Origin of the sequence: Pseudoalteromonas sp. SCSIO 43095 (genome assembly GCF_023650455.1) — a bacterium.
Classification (GTDB): Bacteria; Pseudomonadota; Gammaproteobacteria; order Enterobacterales; family Alteromonadaceae; genus Pseudoalteromonas; species Pseudoalteromonas tetraodonis.
Map to the genome: position 1 here is coordinate 1,945,593 of NZ_CP087995.1, position 19,990 is coordinate 1,965,582.

Annotated in this window: 21 protein-coding genes; 6 read left to right on the forward strand and 15 right to left on the reverse strand. The window is 39.8% G+C overall.

Annotated elements, in window-relative coordinates:
* Positions 1 to 151 precede the first annotated feature (151 nt).
* On the forward strand, positions 152 to 697 hold the full coding sequence (locus LOC50_RS09215; RefSeq protein ID WP_214551834.1) for a GspH/FimT family pseudopilin: 546 nt from the start codon (positions 152 to 154) through the stop codon (positions 695 to 697).
* A gap of 77 nt (positions 698 to 774) precedes the next feature.
* Complete coding sequence (locus tag LOC50_RS09220) at positions 775 to 1,308, forward strand: GspH/FimT family pseudopilin (RefSeq protein ID WP_214551835.1); 534 nt, start codon at positions 775 to 777, stop codon at positions 1,306 to 1,308.
* A gap of 6 nt (positions 1,309 to 1,314) precedes the next feature.
* Here LOC50_RS09220 and LOC50_RS09225 read toward each other — a convergent pair whose 3' ends face one another.
* The 13 genes from LOC50_RS09225 to murJ all read right to left on the reverse strand — a co-directional run bounded on the left by LOC50_RS09225 (position 1,315) and on the right by murJ (position 16,107).
* Positions 1,315 to 1,734 (reverse strand): type IV pilin protein, encoded by a 420-nt coding sequence (locus tag LOC50_RS09225; RefSeq protein WP_250653086.1) that lies wholly within the window; start codon positions 1,732 to 1,734, stop codon positions 1,315 to 1,317.
* Between the two features lie 9 nt (positions 1,735 to 1,743).
* On the reverse strand, positions 1,744 to 4,914 hold the full coding sequence (locus tag LOC50_RS09230) for a pilus assembly protein (RefSeq protein WP_214551837.1): 3,171 nt from the start codon (positions 4,912 to 4,914) through the stop codon (positions 1,744 to 1,746).
* A 1-nt stretch (position 4,915) separates the two neighbouring features.
* On the reverse strand, positions 4,916 to 5,401 hold the full coding sequence (locus LOC50_RS09235) for a pilus assembly protein PilX (RefSeq protein ID WP_214551838.1): 486 nt from the start codon (positions 5,399 to 5,401) through the stop codon (positions 4,916 to 4,918).
* Complete coding sequence (locus LOC50_RS09240; protein WP_250653087.1) at positions 5,389 to 6,387, reverse strand: PilW family protein; 999 nt, start codon at positions 6,385 to 6,387, stop codon at positions 5,389 to 5,391. The genes LOC50_RS09235 and LOC50_RS09240 overlap by 13 nt, the downstream gene beginning before the upstream one ends.
* A gap of 1 nt (position 6,388) precedes the next feature.
* The gene (pilV, locus tag LOC50_RS09245; protein ID WP_250653088.1) at positions 6,389 to 6,949 is read right to left on the reverse strand and encodes a type IV pilus modification protein PilV; all 561 of its coding nucleotides are present in this window, start codon (positions 6,947 to 6,949) and stop codon (positions 6,389 to 6,391) included.
* Positions 6,950 to 7,063: 114 nt separating this feature from the next.
* A complete protein-coding gene (locus LOC50_RS09250; RefSeq protein ID WP_250653089.1) occupies positions 7,064 to 7,768 on the reverse strand; it encodes a LytR/AlgR family response regulator transcription factor in 705 nt (234 codons plus the stop codon).
* Positions 7,765 to 8,799 carry a sensor histidine kinase gene (locus LOC50_RS09255; protein ID WP_250653090.1) on the reverse strand — a complete coding sequence of 345 codons (1,035 nt, stop codon included), beginning with the start codon at positions 8,797 to 8,799 and terminating at the stop codon, positions 7,765 to 7,767. Before LOC50_RS09255 ends, LOC50_RS09250 begins: the two co-directional genes overlap by 4 nt.
* Before the next feature lie 31 nt (positions 8,800 to 8,830).
* Complete coding sequence (gene ispH, locus LOC50_RS09260; RefSeq protein WP_250653091.1) at positions 8,831 to 9,760, reverse strand: 4-hydroxy-3-methylbut-2-enyl diphosphate reductase; 930 nt, start codon at positions 9,758 to 9,760, stop codon at positions 8,831 to 8,833.
* Positions 9,760 to 10,200, reverse strand: coding sequence for an FKBP-type peptidyl-prolyl cis-trans isomerase (gene fkpB, locus LOC50_RS09265; protein WP_004588360.1), 441 nt, complete (start codon positions 10,198 to 10,200; stop codon positions 9,760 to 9,762). Before fkpB ends, ispH begins: the two co-directional genes overlap by 1 nt.
* Positions 10,197 to 10,697 carry a signal peptidase II gene (gene lspA / locus LOC50_RS09270; protein ID WP_250653092.1) on the reverse strand — a complete coding sequence of 167 codons (501 nt, stop codon included), beginning with the start codon at positions 10,695 to 10,697 and terminating at the stop codon, positions 10,197 to 10,199. Before lspA ends, fkpB begins: the two co-directional genes overlap by 4 nt.
* Positions 10,698 to 10,709: 12 nt before the next feature.
* Positions 10,710 to 13,538: an isoleucine--tRNA ligase gene (gene ileS / locus LOC50_RS09275; RefSeq protein WP_064663573.1), complete on the reverse strand. Its 2,829-nt coding sequence runs from the start codon at positions 13,536 to 13,538 to the stop codon at positions 10,710 to 10,712.
* A 29-nt stretch (positions 13,539 to 13,567) separates the two neighbouring features.
* Positions 13,568 to 14,494 carry a bifunctional riboflavin kinase/FAD synthetase gene (ribF, locus tag LOC50_RS09280; protein ID WP_024602833.1) on the reverse strand — a complete coding sequence of 309 codons (927 nt, stop codon included), beginning with the start codon at positions 14,492 to 14,494 and terminating at the stop codon, positions 13,568 to 13,570.
* A 74-nt stretch (positions 14,495 to 14,568) separates the two neighbouring features.
* Complete coding sequence (murJ, locus tag LOC50_RS09285) at positions 14,569 to 16,107, reverse strand: murein biosynthesis integral membrane protein MurJ (RefSeq protein ID WP_350309917.1); 1,539 nt, start codon at positions 16,105 to 16,107, stop codon at positions 14,569 to 14,571.
* Between the two features lie 295 nt (positions 16,108 to 16,402).
* On the opposite strand from murJ, the gene rpsT reads away from it, so the two are divergent.
* Entirely contained in the window at positions 16,403 to 16,663 is a 261-nt protein-coding gene (gene rpsT, locus LOC50_RS09290; protein WP_008114420.1) for a 30S ribosomal protein S20, read from the forward strand.
* A 66-nt stretch (positions 16,664 to 16,729) separates the two neighbouring features.
* On the opposite strand, the gene LOC50_RS09295 is transcribed toward rpsT, so the two are convergent.
* Entirely contained in the window at positions 16,730 to 17,113 is a 384-nt protein-coding gene (locus LOC50_RS09295) for a response regulator (RefSeq protein ID WP_008114419.1), read from the reverse strand.
* 25 nt (positions 17,114 to 17,138) lie between these two features.
* Between LOC50_RS09295 and LOC50_RS09300 the strand changes: the two genes are divergently transcribed.
* The 3 genes from LOC50_RS09300 (at position 17,139) to smrA (ending at position 18,706) form a co-directional block, all read left to right on the forward strand.
* Positions 17,139 to 17,642, forward strand: a complete 504-nt coding sequence (locus LOC50_RS09300; RefSeq protein ID WP_250653093.1) for a hypothetical protein — start codon at positions 17,139 to 17,141, stop codon at positions 17,640 to 17,642.
* Positions 17,643 to 17,748: 106 nt separating this feature from the next.
* Positions 17,749 to 17,994 (forward strand): hypothetical protein, encoded by a 246-nt coding sequence (locus tag LOC50_RS09305; RefSeq protein WP_013464466.1) that lies wholly within the window; start codon positions 17,749 to 17,751, stop codon positions 17,992 to 17,994.
* Between the two features lie 130 nt (positions 17,995 to 18,124).
* Positions 18,125 to 18,706: a DNA endonuclease SmrA gene (gene smrA, locus LOC50_RS09310; RefSeq protein WP_250653094.1), complete on the forward strand. Its 582-nt coding sequence runs from the start codon at positions 18,125 to 18,127 to the stop codon at positions 18,704 to 18,706.
* A 256-nt stretch (positions 18,707 to 18,962) separates the two neighbouring features.
* Here the strand turns inward: smrA and LOC50_RS09315 are convergent, their stop codons facing one another.
* Complete coding sequence (locus tag LOC50_RS09315; RefSeq protein WP_250653095.1) at positions 18,963 to 19,883, reverse strand: 2-hydroxyacid dehydrogenase; 921 nt, start codon at positions 19,881 to 19,883, stop codon at positions 18,963 to 18,965.
* Positions 19,884 to 19,990 lie beyond the last annotated feature (107 nt).

Here is a 19,990-nt window from a genome sequence, read left to right on the forward strand (position 1 = left end):
TTTTGAAAGCTTCAGTTGCCTCGATTTTAGACAATCATGAGGTTCATAGCAAACAAAGCGATTGAATTACGGTGATAAAACAATCTGTCATGCTATGATTATGCTAATAAAAATAGCTATACTAAAACATCACCGAGTTAATGAGATTTATATGAAAACTAAGCACCGTGGATTTACCCTATTAGAGTTAATGGTCACCGTGGCCATTGTTAGCATTATAGCCACTATTGCGTTGTGGAACAGTAGCGATATGCTGGAAGAAAACCGAGGTGAAAATTTTTTATTAGAACTTAAACGTAATATTAGCTTTGCACGCTCACAAGCAGCTAGTACCGATGAGATCGTAATTGTATGCGCTGCTCCAGGTACAAAAGTAAAAAGTAGTGATAAAACCCTAACTTGCTCAAGTAAATGGGATGTTGATCAAATAATTATTACCTTTATTGATGCTAATAATAATGGCCAATATAATAATGAAACAGATAGCTTGATCAGAGTCATGGAGGAAATTAGTCCTAATGATCGCGTTTCATTTACAGATACCCGTATACGATTTAATACCAGCGGACGTATAACTACAAATCCTGGGAACTTCATATTTTGTCCTAACGGCGAAAGCAAAAACCAAAAAGCGTTAACATTAACGCAATCAGGCACCGCTTTTTATTTAGGGGATACCACAGAGAGCTGTAGTTAAAGCCATTTCATACTTTGTCGTTTTTTTGATTGTTTACTAAACTAATATAATGAACTGTTCAATGAAAGGCTTCAGGGATGAAGTTAATTATAAGTGCTCACAAAAATGGTGGCGTTACATTATTAGAACTACTAGTAACCATTTCAGTCATAGCGATACTAAGCCAACTCTCTTTATGGTTTTTTCCTGATTTCTTGGCGCTCAATCGCGCAGATAACCAGATTAATCTATTACACAGAAACATCAATTATGCACGTCTTTATGCAATAGAAAATAATAGCTACGTCACTCTATGTGCCTTGAAAAATAATGAGTGTATAGAAGATGATTGGGACAATCAGGTGTCACTTTTTATTGATAACGACAAGTCAACCTCTTTGAATGATGACGAGCGCCTTATTAGTACCTTTGAACATACCCATCCCTCTGATAGCTTAGAGTATCCTCGGGATGCCATCACTTTTAGACCCGACGGCTCTTTAAACGGCTTTCAAAACGGTACTTTTATCTATTGCCCAAATAACGAAAAAGCAAGCCTTGAGGGGCTTGCTCTGTCAATAAGTCAAACTGGGCGAATACGAATAAAATCTACCAACAAATGCCAAAAATAGCTAATGTTATCTACCCCAGCAATAGTTGATGTCGGTATTGCCTTTACTACCCGTTGCTCCTTTTAAGCCAACGTCATTAATGGTTAATGACGTGCAATCAGCATCCCCTTTCACAGCACCAGCAATGGGTTTCGCAGTGATTGTAAACTCATTGCTATTAACCACATTAATTGATAGCTCAAAATGACCGTTTTCAGTTTTACTTTGAATACCTAAGTCGCTAAACGAAGTTGAATATGCTCGGTTATCCACAAAGTACTGCTCTTGTTTGTTAGCAGCGTCTAAAAGTGCAGATGCCGCTTCTGCGCGTGATGCCCTTTTTATATATTCACTGTAATTAGGCACTGCAATGGCGGCAATGATGCCAACAATCGCAACGGTGATCATTAACTCAATTAATGTAAATCCTTGTTGTGTCTTATTCATATACAGCCCTTAATTGTTGATCTCATCGTTTTCTTCACGCTTATAAATATATGTTTGCTGGGTTTTAAAACCAAAGCCAATGGGTTGTTTATCATTCACTAGCTTAATTTTACCATCTACCACTTTTAAGCCAGGTCCTGTAATTTCTACAGGTTTGAGAGGATTTTCGGCTTGCTCGCCTTTTATTCCTGGGCCAATTAGAAAAAACTGGCTCTCTTCGATAACATCTTCCTCTGGATTGTCATCACATTTTCCATCATTGTTAGAATCAACACAGGAATTAGTCGCGCCAAAATAAAGCTGTGGTGTATCTGGCACATCATAACTGGTTGCAAATTTTAGTTGTTCATACACTTTAGTACCGTAATGCAAATGAAAAGCATAAAGTGCGCCGCTACCGCCACTTAAAGAACATTGATTCTCTACAACTTCATCAGATGCTGGCGTGAAAGAGGTAAAATAAGCAACCCCACCAACAACGGTAGCTGCAGCTAATGACTTTTCACCTTTCGCTAGCTCATAACGCCACCCTTTCTTTTTCGCCAGTTCAGCTTCAACAAGGGTGAAACCATCTAAGTCATCTAAAGTATTACCAAAGGGGTCACTATTCATCACCATTAAATCTGCAGGCACAATTGGCGCAGGAGCATTAGTTTTAAATGAACGCGTCAGAGTATTCTCATCACGGATCATAAACAATTGATCTTGCTCGTTTGTATTCGTTGGTTTTGAACGGTTACCGCTGCCAATGACAACCGCATCATAAGGAGTATCTAAACGAGTAATGACTTTATCACCATTAACCGTGGTCTCTGTTACTTTACTAAACAAAGTACGCGCAACCAATGGTTTATAAAAGAATCGTCTATCCTGAGTATCTTGATTACTACCTAGCTCTGCAAGTTTGAAATGGCTAAACTCACTGCTATCTTCTCCAGGCATATCAATTCGCCAAATATTACCACCGGTATCTGAAGCATATATTCTATCAATGTAGCCATCATAATCTGAATCAAGCGTAGTTAAATCAGCAGCAATACTGTGTTTACCTTTAAAGCCATTACTGTCTGGAGTTAACGCCCAAACTAAGCTGCCTGTTTTTGCCTCAACAATATAAATACCACGCCCTTTTGAGTCCTCTGCTCTTATTGCCGCATCTTTATTTGTATCGTAACCCGCGCCAAACAAAAGCAAAGGCTTATTACCAAAAGCTTTAATATAAGCTATTTGTGGCTTTGACCACGTTTGTGCCAATTCAGTAAAGTCGCCTTTACCCCCTTCAATTGGTTTGCTCCAAAGACGTTTTGGCTGATTAGGATTTGTAATATCTAAACCATAGTAGTTTTTACCACCACGGCGCATTCCAGCAAAAGCCCATACCTCGTCTCCTTTGCTAGCATCTATAATACCGTCATTCAAACCTTCACTATTTAAGCTTTTATTACTAAAGTAGACACTGATAGGGCCATCCATACCATATACTTTACTATCTGCTTGTTTATTTCTAAGTGGTTTAATAATGTCAAACAGTGCTGAAGGTATAAATGCCCAACTTTCACTTACAGTCTCACCGGCATCTTTAAACATATGTAAGAAGCCAGCATTTGTCCCTATGAGGATGCGAATATCATCATTACCATAATCAATTGCAATTGGTTTTGAATGCAAAGGATCACCAAATATATCAGCGCGTTGGTCTTGTGATGAGCCATCTTTATCCTCATCATCAACATCTACTCCTCTTGCCCAATTAACATCTTGAGTGGATAAGGTCAGCGGGTTATTAACAATACCACTGAGAATGTCACTAACAGCCGAAGTATCAAAACTAACAATCGAGCCTTGATTCTCAGTAAATAAATTACGAGCACGTGGATCTATGGTGCTTAAATAATGGTTTACCCCCCCCTGCGCAACCGCGTTACCATCCGCGGGTTGGCCCGCAGGTAACCAAAATGTTTTTGCCTCTTTTGAAATTAAACCGTCACTATTAAGGGCTTGTTTGTTGGTTGCATCGACTATTTGGCTGCCCGATACCTTTAACTTTTTTAGGTTACCACGCCAGCGCGCCCCGGTTTCTGGATAAAACATAGCAAAATAAATAGCATCACGACTTCGAGTTTGATCTACATTGTTACTCGCCACCGACGGCGATGAAAAACTGTCATTTACTTCACGAATACGAGAAATCGTATTTTTAAGTGCATCAGATAGTTGTGCGGCTGTATTCGCATGTAAGTATTGCCCACCACCGTAATCTGCAGTCTCAGCAAGTAAGTTTTTACCTGAGTCACTCATACCCGTACCAAAACCGATAGGAAATACACGTCCTATGTCAAGTACGTTCTTAGTTTTGCTATACAAGTCAACTTTAACATCATCTGTACCGTGAATAATTTTTGCTAGCGCCGCCAAATAGCTGTTACTAACAACGGGTGCATTTTCAGAAAAATAGTCATCATGAAGGTTATATATATCATTATCTCTATTTAAATCGTTGGTTGGATCGCCATCTGTCATTAAAATAATATTAATACTGTTATCACACCTAAGTGGCTCGCCAGTAACAGGCGCAAAGGGTGATTTATATATCCCTGATGACTCTGCCGTAAAATCTCGCTTATCAGTATTTCCCCCATAATATACGTTTTGTCCCGTGATATACAGGTAGGCTTCCCAGAGTGTTTCTGTTAATGGAGTTGAACCACTAGCAGGTAACTCTTCTACTTTATTTAGTAAAAATGACTTTTCAGCACCAACTCTGGCTAAAACATACCCGCCATTGCTACCATTAAAGCGCATTAAACCAAATTCAATATCATCATTATCGTTCACTAGTTGCGTAATAGCATTTTGTGCAACTCGTAAACGACTATCTTCACAGATAGCTTGCGCATAACCATTTACAGATTTATAACACTGCTGGTATGCACTATAGCTATCTTTACTTTTGAAGCATTCACTTTCGTAAAAGCCATTCCTATTTCTTTTGTAACACTTTTCTCCATCGACCACATCCCAGGCCATACTTCCCGAGGTATCAAAAATCATAATAACACGTGGCTTTTCATTGGTTTGTACATTATGATTAACATACAGCTCTATATCTTCAGCGCCTGCTGACATGCTAAGCATTATTCCTATTAAAGAAATGAGTACTTTATTTAGTATCAGTTTCATTTTAAATCCCCTTGCTTAGGCTAGCCATCTCTTGGGCTACACCTGTCACAATTGTTAGTTGGTGCTTACTTTTAGATCCATACTCAATAGTTGTTGAAACTTGTACCATGTTGCATGAAATCCCAGCTGTAAAACTAAAACGACGAGGACATTCTAAATCAAGCACGCCTTTATTTAAGTTAATCATTCTACTTTGCATATCATCACGTTCAGCCATAACAATACCCTTGTCTGAAACTTCTTCAGGGGTCAAAAAGAACTGATTACCAGCTCCTTTACTGACTTCGTCAGCAATTATGCGCTGCACTTCACCAATTAGTTGATTCTCTGCAACCTCGCGCTCTTGGGCTGCGTTGGTAATTTTAATATCAATACTACTACTACTCATTAAAGTAACCGCAATTCCTGTCACTGCTATGACCATAATAAGCGCTGTAATAAGTACAACGCCCTGTTGTTTATTTTTCATCTGCGTTAAATACGCCATAAATTTGCTCCCACGTTATTTAAACGAATAGTCGTCGTGAAAACAGTTCGTCTGAAACTATCAGAAAAAGTGAGAGTGCGTTTATTAGCGTCTTCCCCTAATACATAGGTTTGGTTTTTGAGTGTAATACCTGGGTCCGGTTGCAGTGCTCTAATCAATAAAAAAACTTGTACCGTTAAAATACCTTTGCGGTTTTCCCAGTCTGTGGCTGTCATGTTATTAATGCTTTTGTAGGTATCAACACGGCTGTCGCTGGTGGTATCTAAACCAAATACAAAACGCATATTTTCGACTCCTTCCATTATCGTTTCTGTATTCATAGAACCAGCCACTAAACGTTTTCGCATGAGTGCGGGTACAGTAATACTTTTATTGTTGACTGTATAAGTTTGCTCAGCAATATAATAACTATGATGGCTGTAAGGCCAAACACTGGCATTAACATTTAAACTATCAGGGTCGATAACACCTCGAACAAAGCGTGCATTTTCTTGCTCAGCAATAAAGTAATTCTCATCACTTTGCGTTTCATTAACACCTGCCGCATCAACTTCTAGTTGGTGACCTTGTAAAAACTTAACCTGTAAAATATCAGTACCCGCTAAAGGGTTATTAACACAATTAAGTTCACTTGAACTGGTCGCTGTTTTTGCATAAAGGGTTTTAAAATTACTGCTGCTGGTTAAATCAGGAAAACTACCGTTATTGAGCCCCTCAAAACAATCACCTGCAGGATTTGTTAATGATGATGTATTTATTGCAGTAAACGAATCATCATAAAATGTTCCCCAAAAACCAACCTGCTCAATATCTCGTTGCATAATATTAATGGCTAATCGACCAGACTCTTGCAGCTCACCTATTGTCATCGTATCGCGGGTCGTCACTTTCATACCAATATAGGTAAACATTACGCCACCCAAAATTAATCCCCCTATAAATAAAGAGATCATCATTTCAATGAGTGTAAAACCGGCTTGCTTCATCTCAGCTCCTAACGTAAATATAGCTAGTAAGTACTACTAAACGGCGCCTTTTATCTGCTACACCACAGCTAATTTTGCCTGTTGTCTCACTCGCCTTAAATTCTTGACGACCCTGCCAAGAAACAATGACCTCAATATTAAACGCCTTACCGCCAGAGCCTGCTACCGCTTCGGGATTAATACACACGGTGGCACCATCAAGTGATCCCGTATTTTCGCGGGCACGAATAGCACGTTTCCACTGCTCTATATCTAAACTCGCAATTTGTGCATTACTGCATGAACTTGTAAAACAGGTTGTAGAGGAATTAATACTTGTCTCGCTGGTAAACTCAAGGTCGTATAATGTAGCTAGTTGCGATGTATCGTTAGCCCGAATACGTTGAATAATATCATTACCAAGCGCAACAGCAGCAGCACGTTGCATTGAATCAAAGCTTGCCTGCTTTGCTTTTGCTTGCAGGGCTACAGCCCCCAATAAACCAAAGCTTAATATAATAAACGCAATCAGGACCTCAATAAGGGTAAAACCTTTTTGCAATTTAAACGTGCTCAAAGACATAGTAAAACCAAATAATAATTATCTGATATTAAGTGTATGCAATAAAAAAATAGATTCAACTAAGACCACGACCAACGGTTAATTATCTTGATAAGCGGTTAATAGGTTGGTGTGCTAAAGTACGCTTTTTACGCTTTTGAGCGCTCGACGACTAACAGCTAAAAAAGGTGTACACCCTTTGAGTTCAATAACATGCTGATGGTTTTTAAGTGTATGGAGTGCCAAAATTTTATTTTTATTCACTAAGGTATTTCGATGAATTCGCAATAAGTGACGAGGATATTGCATTTCAAGTTGCTTTAAACTGTCTTCAATTAGAGCCTCTCCACCATCGAACACGACTTTGGTGTACTTTTCCTGTGCATAAAAATAGAAAATACTTTCTATTTTTATGCTTCTTACGGTGCCTGCCAATTGATACGTTACTTTTTCTGTTTGTTGCTGTTGCAGGTGTACTCTATTTAAACGTCCTAGCTGTTGTAATGCATGTTGCAAACTTTTTTCTGATATAGGTTTTACCAAATATCCGGCTGCATTTAACTGCATCGCATCAAGTGCATGCTCAGGATGAGCGGTTATAAAAATAATCGCTGGAGGTACCGCAAGATCATTGAGTTGATTGGCCACTTCGATGCCATTTAAACCTGGCATATCAATATCTAAAAACACTAAGTCAGGCTGAAGCTCTTCTATTTTCATTAAAGCGTCATTGCCATTACCGGCCTCTCCTTGCACATGAATGGATGTATGGTTCTCAGCAAGTAAACGCTTCAAGCGTGCTCTTGCTAAGGGTTCATCATCTACAATCAGTACATTCATAACGTATTCTCTGCTTGTTTTGGGATAACCACTTTAACTCTAAATTGATTATCTTTATTAGTTATTGTCAGTTGCGCCCGACCTTTGTAATAAATACTTAAACGAGAACGAATATTATCAAGAGCCATACCGTTATGCTCTCTAGTATTTTCAGTTTCAGTAGGTACAGGATTAGTTACAATTAAGATTAAATAATGTGTTGTCACATGCAGTTCAATACTTATAGTAGCACCACTTTGGCTTGGCTCAATGCCATGACATACTGCGTTCTCTACCAAAGGTTGTAATGTTAGATATGGAATATATAGCGCAGGGAGATGTTCTGGTAATAACCACTCAACCTTTAAGCGCTCTGCAAATCGCCATGATTCAAGCGCAATATACTGTTTAGTTAATGTTATTTCATCACTGAGCAATACACTTTGACCTGAACGCATTGCGGCTTGAGACAGCGCTGCCAGTGCTAAAATTGCATGCTCTGCAGCCTCAACGTCATGATGCGTTAATTCTGCCGCCGTATTCAAACTATTATATAAAAAGTGGGGTCGGATCCGTGCCTGCAAAGCATCAAGTTCTGCACGAGAAAGTGCTTTGGTTTGCTGCTCTTTTTCAAAATGAATAAGCAAAAATTGTACAAACAGTAAGGTAAGCAAAAATACAATAATGCAATTACGCAGCACAAATAACGTCAGTTGTTTTTCGTTTTCAATATCAAAAGCAATATGAGAAAACACCAGACTAAATACAGCAGTACTGAGACTATATGAAGCAATAAAAAAACTGATCTGAATAAACTGAGTCTGTTTTGCAAGAAATCGACGGCAAAGATATAAAAAAGAGGTACTGACCAGCACAGTTACATGAAGAAACAAACTGATCCCCCCCAAATGCAGCCATATATCACCGCCAGCATTAGGAGCAAAAGCTAATATAATAGCCATAACCTGTGTTACTACGAGGGATGCAAGCACACCACGCTCATTAAAAAGGGCCGAAAAAAGTAACGCATCTGGTGACAGTTGCTTACCCATTCCAACCCTCCTTTTATGATTTATCTCTAAATTAACGCAGCTCTACTGGTACAGCAAAAACAATGTTTTCTTCTTCACCAGGGTTTTCTGTTACTTGGTTACCACCGAGCTCTTTTAAGCGGGTAATCACTTGCTGAACTAGCACTTCAGGTGCTGACGCGCCTGCGGTAACCCCCACACTATTGATACCATCAAACCATGGCGCTTCAACATTGCTGGCATCATCAATTAAGTACGCACGCGTGCCCATTTTATCAGCTAGTTCTCGTAAACGATTGGAGTTAGAGCTGTTTTTTGCCCCCACAACTAATAGCACATCAACTTTATCTGCTAAATCACGTACAGCATCTTGGCGATTTTGTGTGGCATAACAAATATCATCTTTACGCGGGCCATCAATTGCGGGGAATTTTTCGCGCAACGCATCAATTACATCTGCAGTGTCATCAACCGAAAGCGTGGTTTGGCTACAATAAAATAGGTTATTAGCATTTTTAACGTTAAGTTTGGCAACATCTTCTGCGGTCTCTACAAGGTAAATACCACCGTCGTTATTGTCATACTGGCCCATAGTCCCCTCTACTTCTGGGTGACCATGGTGACCAATTAAAATACATTCAATGCCTTTACGGCTTGCGCGCGTTACTTCCATATGCACTTTAGTCACTAATGGGCATGTTGCGTCAAATACTTTTAAATCACGACGCTTCGCTTCAGAACGAACTGCTTGCGATACTCCATGGGCGCTAAAAATAACAATGCTGTCATCAGGTACTTGGTCTAGCTCTTCAACAAATACGGCACCACGATTTTTTAAACCATCTACTACATAGCGGTTATGAACGACCTCGTGGCGTACGTAAATTGGCTTTTCAAAAATATCTAAAGCGCGCTCAACAATGCTAATTGCGCGGTCTACCCCTGCACAAAAGCCTCGTGGATTAGCTAATAAAATCTCCATTAGCCTTGCACCTCAATAATGTCTACTTCAAACGTTAAACGTTGCCCTGCTAACGGATGATTAAAATCGATAGTAACTGACTCGCCTTGCACTTCACGAACCAATCCTGGCAGCTCAGTACCATCTGGCTGAGTAAAGGCAATAATAGCGCCGACTTTAGCGGGTGTTTCTGCACCAAATTTACTGCGTTCTACATAGTAAATATTATCTGGATTAGGTTGGCCAAAGGCGTCTTCTGGCTCAAGCTCAAACGTTTTGCTTTCGCCTGCACTTAAACCTAGTAAGCACTTTTCAAAATTAGCCGTTAAGCTGCCATCACCCATAGTGAGCTTAGCCGGCTTGTTATGCACCTTGGTTGAGTCTGCGGCAGAGCCATCTTCTAGTTTAATAGAAAAGTGAAAAATAACCTCTGAGTTTTCACCAATTACAGCTTGGCTCATGCTTTATGCTCCTTCGGACTTTTGCCTGTAAAGGCGTCAAATAGTAATAATGCAGCACCAATACAAATAGCGCAGTCTGCAATATTAAATACGGGAAAATGTGAGTCTTCGTAAAACACATGTAAAAAATCAATAACGTAACCATAGGCAATGCGGTCGTACAAGTTACCAATAGCACCGGCTAAAACTAACGAGTAAGCACCACATAATACTTTATTAGACGCTGGAAGACGTTTTAACCACCACACCAACAAACAACTAATCGCGATTGCTATTGCACTTAAAAACCAACGCTGCCAGCCTCCTGCTTCGCTTAAAAAGCTATAGGCTGCACCGTAGTTATGCACATAAGTAATGCTAAAAACAGGCAGCAAATTAATTGACTCGCCATAGGCCATGGTGTTAACAACCAGTGTTTTACTGGCAAAGTCTATTACAAGCAGTAATAGACTTAACCAAAGCCACACTAAACCACTTTTTTGGGCTAGTTTGCTCACTAAAAACAACTCCTAAGCGAATTGACGTTTCTCACCTTCACCGTCAACATTACTTACACAGCGACCACAAATTTCAGGATGAGCTGGCTCAACACCTACATCTTCACTGTAATGCCAACAACGCTCACACTTTTTAGCATCTGTTGCTGATACGCTAATGTATAAACCATCAATTTCAGTAGTTTGTGAATCTGCAGGTTGACTATCTACCTCGGTAACGTTAACCGCAGAGGTTAACAACACAAAACGTAGCTCATCGCCTAACGCCGCAAGTTTTGCTGCAAGCTCTTTGCTGGCAAACAGGTTTACGGTTGCTTGTAATGTTGCGCCAATCACTTCTTCTTTACGTGCAGCTTCTAACAGACGGTTCACTTCGTCACGCACATTTAAAATAGCTTGCCAGTCTTCATTACTAAACTTGGTCGTTGTTGGTGCTTGTAATCCCTCATACCATGTTGAAGTAAATACATAGTCACTGCGCTCACCCGGCAGTGCTTCCCAAATTTCTTGAGCAGTAAAGCTCATGATTGGCGCCATCCAACGCGTCATTGCTTCAGCAATATGATAAAGCGCTGTTTGACAAGAACGACGTGCATGGCTGTCGCTTTTTGCCGTGTACTGACGGTCTTTTATAACGTCTAAGTAGAACGAACCAAGCTCACCGGTACAGAAGTTCATTAGCTTTTGCGTTACTAATAGCATTTGGTAGCTATCGTAAGCCGCTAAAATATCATCTTGTAACTGTGCTGCGCGCCCTACAATCCACTTATCCAGCTCAACCATATCATCAACAGCAACTTGATCCGTTTTTGGATCAAAACCACTTAGGTTAGCAAGTAAGTAACGGCTGGTGTTACGAATACGACGGTAACGATCTGCCGAACGTTTGAATATTTCATCGGATACGGTCATTTCTGCCGTGTAATCAGTTGATGCTACCCATAAACGTAAAATATCAGCGCCCAATTTATTCATCACATTTTGTGGCGAAATAACATTGCCTAATGACTTAGACATTTTGCGGCCGTTTTCATCAACCGTAAAGCCATGCGTAAGCACTTGCTTGTATGGTGCATGACCATTAATTGCCACTGAAGTCATCATTGATGACATAAACCAACCACGGTGTTGATCAGAACCTTCAAGGTATAAATCTGCAGGACCAACTAAATCTTCACGCGCATCAACAACACAGGCATGAGTCACACCTGAGTCAAACCACACATCTAGCGTGTCTTGTACTTTCATGTACTGTTTAGCGTCTTCTTCACCTAGCAAAGTAGCAGGCTCTAGGTCATACCATGCTTGAATACCTGATTTTTCCACAAGTACTGCAGCTTGTTCAATCAGCTCTTGAGTATTTGGGTGTAATGCACCCGTGTCTTTATCAACAAACAATGCAATAGGTACACCCCACGTACGTTGACGCGAAATACACCAATCAGGGCGGCCTTCAACCATGTTGGCAATACGGCTTTCGCCCCATTCAGGTAACCATTGAGTATTTTTAATTTCAGCCAGTGAATCTTTGCGTAAGTTAGCCTGATCCATGCTAACAAACCATTGTGGTGTGGCACGGAAGATAATAGGCGTTTTATGGCGCCAACAATGTGGGTAGCTATGAGTTAATGCATGATGATGCATTAAGGCATTATTTTCTTTTAATACCTCAATTACACTCGCATTGGCTTTAAACACATGTTGACCGGCAAATAATTCAGTGTCAGGTAAGTACACTCCGTTTGCGCCAACTGGGTTAGCTACTTCAAGATTATACTCAAGGCCTGCCACGAAATCTTCTTGACCATGACCAGGTGCAGTATGTACAACACCCGTACCAGAATCTGTGGTTACGTGTTCAGCTACAATAACCGGTACGTTAAAGTCATAAAATGGGTGTGCAACGTTTAAGTTTTCAAGTGCTGCACCTTTAACATAGCCAAGGATATGGAAGTGGTTAAAGCCAAAACGATCCATCGCATCTTTAACAAGCTCAGAACCTAAAATCAGACGCTGCTGAGCACCTTCATCGTCTACTTGTACTAGCGCGTATTCTAAATCAGCATGCACAGCAACCGCACGGTTAGCTGGCAAAGTCCACGGTGTCGTAGTCCAAATAACAGTCCCTACACTGCCAGTGCCTTGATGGCCATCAGCTAAGTTAAACGCATTTACTACTGCGTCTTGATCAGCAAAAGTAAAACGTACATCGATAGCTGGCGATTGTTTATCTTGGTATTCAACTTCTGCTTCTGCTAATGCAGAGCCACAATCTGTACACCAATGCACAGGTTTTGCGCCTTTATGTAGATGGCCATTTTTTATAATGCGACCTAATACACGAATTGCATTGGCTTCAAAGTCAAAGTTCATGGTTAGGTAAGGCTTATCCCAATCACCAAAAACACCTAAACGTTTAAAGTCTACTTTTTGGCCTTCCACTTGCTTTTTAGCATAGGCACGACATTTTTCGCGAAATTCTGCAGCAGTTACCTTAACACCGGGTTTACCGACTTTTTTCTCAACCATTAACTCGATTGGTAAACCATGACAGTCCCAACCCGGTACGTATGGCGCATCGAAGTCTGATAAGGTTTTAGACTTAACAATAATATCTTTTAATATTTTATTTACTGAATGGCCTAAATGGATATCGCCGTTTGCATACGGAGGGCCGTCATGCAAAATGAAAGTTTTTTTACCTTTCTTTGCGCTGCGAATTTGACCATACAGGTCGTCTTCATACCATGCTTTAAGCATTTTTGGTTCACGTTGTGCCAAATTGCCACGCATTGGAAACATTGTTTCCGGTAAATTCAAAGTATGTTTGTAGTCGCTCATTAATCCTACTTTCCGTCTCTATCGGCTACCTAATTTAAACCAAAACACTGCTTAGCGGCGGCAACATCGGTTGCTATTTGTGCCGTCAGTTGTGTTAATGTCTCGAATTTTTTCTCGTTGCGGAGTTTTTCAATCAACTCCACATGCATAAATTGTCCATAAATATCTTGTGCAAAATCAAAAAGGTGTACTTCTAATAAGGCACGAGTTCCATTAAATGTGGGTTTGTTTCCAATGTTAGCTACCCCAAAAACGTGTTTTCCTGCGATCATTACTTGAACCGCAAATACGCCATTAACCGGACAAACTTGACGCTTTAGCGCAATATTTGCCGTTCTAAAACCTAGTTCTCGGCCTTTTTTCCAGCCGTGAATAACTCGCCCAGATATCGCATAATTATGCCCAAGCATGACTTTTGCACTAACCAAGTCACCCTCAGCAAGCGCTTCTCGTATTAAGGTACTGCTTACTCTAGCATTTAATTGCCTAAAGCTGGCAGTGCTTTTAACACTCATTCCCGCTTGAGTACCCATATTAGCCAATAGGCTAAAATTTCCTTGGCGCTGTTTACCAAATCTAAAATCATCGCCAACCGTTAATGCTTTAACGCCCAGCTTTTTAATTAAAATATCGCTCACAAACTGCTCTGCATGCATATTTGCAAACGCTTGATTAAAGCTAATACAAATAACGCGCTCAATCCCCAAGTTACTCAATAGACGAAGTTTATCACGCAGTCGAGTAAGCCTAGCCGGGGCATTGTTTTTTGCAAAAAACTCTTGTGGCTGAGGCTCAAATAACATTACAGTGCTGGGTAAATTATTTTCTTTGGCATCCGCTAACAGCCCTTTTAATACGGCAGCATGACCCAAATGAACACCATCAAAATTACCAATGGTTAGCACACAACCAAAATGTTGTGGGCGTATATTGTGTATACCTCTAATTAACTCCATGCCACCTAATGCCTTTTTCAGCGAGCGATAAAATGCGACCTTGGGTCGCAGAGTGTCCGATTATAATCTTTTTTTTAATTTGATTCAGTAATTGCTACACTTTTTATCGTATTTAGTCTAACGCCCATCAAAAACAACATAAAAAAGTAACTAACAACCGCAATAATTAATAACACAACCAACAACATAACTTGTTCACTAAAGTGCCAACTAGGCCAATCATAGTGTCTACTGGTAAACCACACTAGTGCGCCCATCGTCACACTCGCCAGCAAACACTTCAAAGTGAAGTAGCCACTCATGCTGGAGAACTGGTAAACATTCTCTTTTTTAAGCTGTCGGTACAGTAAGTAGGCATTACAACTAGCCGACATAGAGGTTGCCAGTGCTAAGCCTAAATAGCCAAGAAAGGGGGCCAGCATAATATTAAACACCATGTTAAGCACCAAAGTGACAATGCCAATGCGCACCGGTGTTTTCGTATCTTGGCGAGAATAAAACCCAGGCGCCAACACTTTAATTAACATAAAGCTGACTAATCCCACCGAGTAGGCAACCACCCCTAAGCTCACTGCCTTAACGTGATCAATGCCAGCCCCTTTAAATGCGCCGTGATCAAACAGCACAGTAATAATCAACGGGCTAATAATCATCAACCCTATCATGGCCGGGAGCCCTAAAAAAATCACAAATCGCACTCCCCAATCTAGGGTATGTTGAAAGTCGCTACTTTTTTTACTGCTGTGTAATTTTGATAGCGCAGGTAAAATAACCGTCGCAATACCAATACCAAATAAACCAAGTGGGAATTCAATCAGTCTATCTGAGTAATACAGCCAAGCGATAGAGCCTGTCATCAATAATGAAGCTATTACCGTATCGAGTAATAAGTTAATTTGACTAATTGATACACCAAATAACGCTGGGAGCATTAATTTACGCACTTTTTTAACATTTTCGTCTTGCCACGCCCAACGCGGGCGCGCCAACATTTTTGCTTTGTATAAAAACGGCAGTTGAAATAATAGCTGTACCACGCCCCCTAAAAATACGCCTATTGCTAATGCATATGCACCAACAGAAAATTGGTCATGCAATAAAATGGCACAACCAATAATAGAAACATTAAGTAATACAGGAGTAAATGCGGCAACTGCAAAACGGTTGTACACATTCATTACTGCGCCACTAAGCGCCACTAAGCTTACAAAAAATAAATAAGGAAAGGTCAGCTTTAATAGTGAACTGGCAAGCTCAAACTTTTCTGCGTCAGGGCCACCTTGCCACCAATCAATAAACCAACCAGTACCAAATAAAGCGGCGATAACGGGGGATGCCACAACACCAAAAAGCGTAACGAGTAGTAAAATTGTGCCGAGTGTACCTGCCGCCTGCGCAACAAATATTCTGACTTTATCATCGCCTTGTTGTTCTTTGATTTCACTTAATACAGGTACAAACGCCTGTGCAAAAGCCCCTTCAGCAAATAAACGGCGTAAAAAATTAGGAATACGGTTTGCAAATAAAAACACATCGGCAGCAGCCCCTGCCCCCAACAAGTTAGCAACAACAGCATCACGCACTAGCCCTAAAATACGCGAGATCATTGTCATTGCACTTACAATCATCCCGGAACGAAACAAACCTTTTGACACTATAAATCCATATTAAAAATCAGCAATTAAGTTAATTATGCCATAGTCTTTTTTATAAATCGCTTTAAAGCACTAGGCTGGAACCCCTTGCTTTGTTACAATAGCGCCATTAACTGCTAAAGCGGCAAATTGATGTTCGTTATAAGGAGCAGTTTTTCTTGGATTGTTAAAATTAAATTGACATTCATGATAAAAACAGGCATATTCCACGGCCTTTAATTTAAGCTTTATTTAAGATTGTTAGGAGCAAACCTTGGCTAACATCAAGTCTGCAAAAAAACGCGCTATCACAAGCGAAAAAAATCGTCAGCACAACGCAAGCCGTCGTTCAATGATGCGTACTTACTTCAAAAAAGTAATCGTAGCTATTGAAGCTGGCGATAAAGAAGCTGCACAGCAAGCTTTTTCTGTTGCTACACCTATCCTAGACCGTTACGCAACTAAGGGTCTAATCCACAAAAACAAAGCTGCTCGTCATAAGAGCCGTTTAGCTGCTAAAATCAAAGCGCTATAATTGTTTTTGCAAGATTAAAAAAACCGGCTTTTGCCGGTTTTTTTTTGCCCAAAATAAATACGCTTTTTAAACGTTATCGAGCTCTGGATAAAACTTTTTCAGCATCGCCGCAATTTTCTTCGGAGAAAATGGCTTAACCACAAATCCTTTTGCCCCTCTATCTATTGCATCCTTCACATTTTCAACGCCTGAATGCGCCGACACCATCACCACGTTTGTCTCTGGTGATAACTCATTTATCTGCGCAATAAGCTCTTTACCATCGCCGTCAGGTAGCTCTATATCTAAAAATATAATGTTAAAGTTTGCTGCACGGCATTCACTTATGCACTGCGCGGCCGTAGACGCTTCTTTTACATTCTCTATCCCTAAATGCATCAATGTTTGACTTAGAAAGCTGCGCACCGTGCTAACATCATCAACTATTAAAATAGATAGCTGCGTATTCATATATAATCCTTATAGGCTAAAAGCCGTGTCTGCGAAATTGGTGATTTGCTTAAAATACAAATATTTACTTTATTATAGAGAGCTAAGCCAAAAAGACCAGATTTGCTTTATGTCGAAAAACACAAAAAAGAGTCGTCGCAAAAAAAATAAAGCCGCTACTGTTAAACAAAGATCCAGTAATAAGCTTGCAAACCCTGGTTCACAATTAAAATCACACTCAAGTAGCACAAAGCGTGGCATCAAGTTGACCATGCTTTTTATTTTCGCGATATTATTATTTATACTTGTTTTAATATCAAAGCCAAGTTTACTTACTTATAAAAAATCATCTATGGTAAGCAAAAGTGTGTATTGGCCAGGGATATTTGCCAATAAACCAAAGCTACTGGATTCAACGCTGCACCCTAGACTAGATAAGCATCGCAGAACACTATACCTCTGTGTAGATCTTCAGCAACCACAAAGCTGTCAAAAATATCATGTTATTGTTGAAGAGGGATTATTTTCGGTATTAATAACCTACTTTTAGCATTAAAAAAACTAATCTGAAAATTTAAAATTACTTGGTTGAAAGCTGTGCAAAAGATCAACATAATGGCGCTCCTTTTTTCAACAACTGAACTATTGAAACGACCATGCTAAACGAGCTAGATTGGCTTTTAAATACATTACTACTTGCACTAGGTTTAGGTGCATTTTTTATCAACCAGCTGACACTGCTTCGCGTTGCTGCGATTAGTGCGTGTGGTTTGTTATTCCTATCATTTAGCTTAGATCTTATGTCGTCGAGTATTATTTCAAATATGAGTTTAGTGTTGATCAACACATTTTACTTGTTCAAAGTTTATACGTTTGGGCAATTTAGCGTATCTCAGCATTAATTACTTCCCCTTAGAATATTTTATAGCCCAGTTTTTCTGGGCTTTTTTATATCTCACTGTTAAAAATCTTGGGTCTGGGTTTGAACTAAGTTAAAATTTATCTCGTATTAGCCTAATTTGAGATAAGCCCATGCCATTGTCAGATTTCGATTTATTCTTATCTTCTATGGAAGATGTTACCCCCATAACGCATGACACTGTGACCTTACCACCTAAAAACCATAAAGTGGTCATCGCCCAGCAAGAAAAAAATAAAGCAGCACAATCAGGTTTAGTCTCTGAACAGTTCAATCCGTTGGATGAACCACTTGAATTACTCGATCCACTTGCCATATTAAGCTTTAAAAAAGAGGGCGTACAAAGCGCGGTTTTTAAAAATGTAAGATTAGCGAAATATCAGCTTGATGCGACGCTTGATTTACATGGGCAACTTTTAAAAAATGCACACGCATCATTATTAGCCTTTGTTCAAGACTGCCATCAGCGCAATATAAGAATGGTACTCGTTCGCCATGGCATAGGTATTAAAAATAAAACCAAGCCAGGGATATTAAAAAGTTACGTAAATCAGTGGTTACAAACAATTCCATGCGTTTTAGCGTTTCATACTGCACTTAGGCAGCATGGGGGAAGTGGTGCGACGTATGTTTTATTGAAGAAAAGTGATGATAAAAAGCATCAAAACAGAGAAATACACAGCAAGCGTAGCTAAATCTTGCTGTGAAAATAAGGGTCAGATCAGCAGCGCTGCCGCATTGGCTTGATTAAACCAGGCAGATATTCCTAATATAATGATAGATACAACCACGATGCTGATTTTTGCGCCCCCTTGATTGGGTTTCATAATTCATCCTATTTTTTATTATTGTTAGAACTGTTTTTAACAATAATAAAAATTACAAATGTTAACAAGCTGTTTCTGTTAAAAATTAAACAAATTTTAATCCTTGAAGGCCAACAACTGCTAATTAATAACCTTGCTGCTTATTAATGCAATTTATTAATGGCTGTTTCGCTTTTAAACGCAAAATGTTTTCTGCTATTTGTTCAATAACACTATCCAGATCTGACAACGCAGCACAGTGCGGTGTTAAAGTAATACTTGGATGCAACCAATAAGAGTGTTCGCTTGGCAGTGGTTCACTGGCAAACACATCAAGCACTGCTGCGCGTATACGTGTATTGTTAAGTGCATCAAGTAAATCAGCTTCTACTATATGCCCACCTCTGGCCACATTAATCACCACAGCATGTTCAGGCAGTTGCTCAAGTAACTGTTTATTAATAATGCTTTGGGTACTGCTGGTAAGCGGTAATAAACATACTAAATAATCGGTTTGCGCAAGCATCTGTGTTAAGCCGTCATCACCATGATAGAGTGTCGCAATGTTTGATGTTTTAGGGCTTCGGCTCCAAGCATTTACGTTAAAACCGTTATTAACCAGCCTATGTGCACATGCTTGACCTAGTTCGCCAAACCCTAAAATGCTTACTTGATTATGTTTATGCGCTCTTTTAGGTTTCCATATACTTTGCTGTTGCTTTATTGCATATTCTTTTAATCGCAATTTTTGTGCTAATACATGGGTAAGTACGTATTCTGCCATATCGTTGGCTAAATGTTTATCAACAATACGCACGACCTCTACATCCGCAGGTAATAAACTTAAATCAATGCTATCAACGCCAGCGCCAAACGATGACACAGCCTTTAGGTTTGGTAACGTGGGCCACAGTGATGCAGGCGCATTCCACGCTAAAACGAACTCTACACTCTCTAAATTTTGGCAATCATTAAGTTCTTCAATTCGAATACTAGGCAATCGTGATTTCATTTTTGCTATTAATTTTGTGTTGTCTCGACCTGTTATAGCCACCAAAACTGACATGATGATTCCTTAAAAAGTAACCCTAAATAATAGTACTGGTATGGTTCAATTCAATAGTATGTAAACGGTTTTAAAAAGTCACACAACTGACCGCGTATTGTCATATC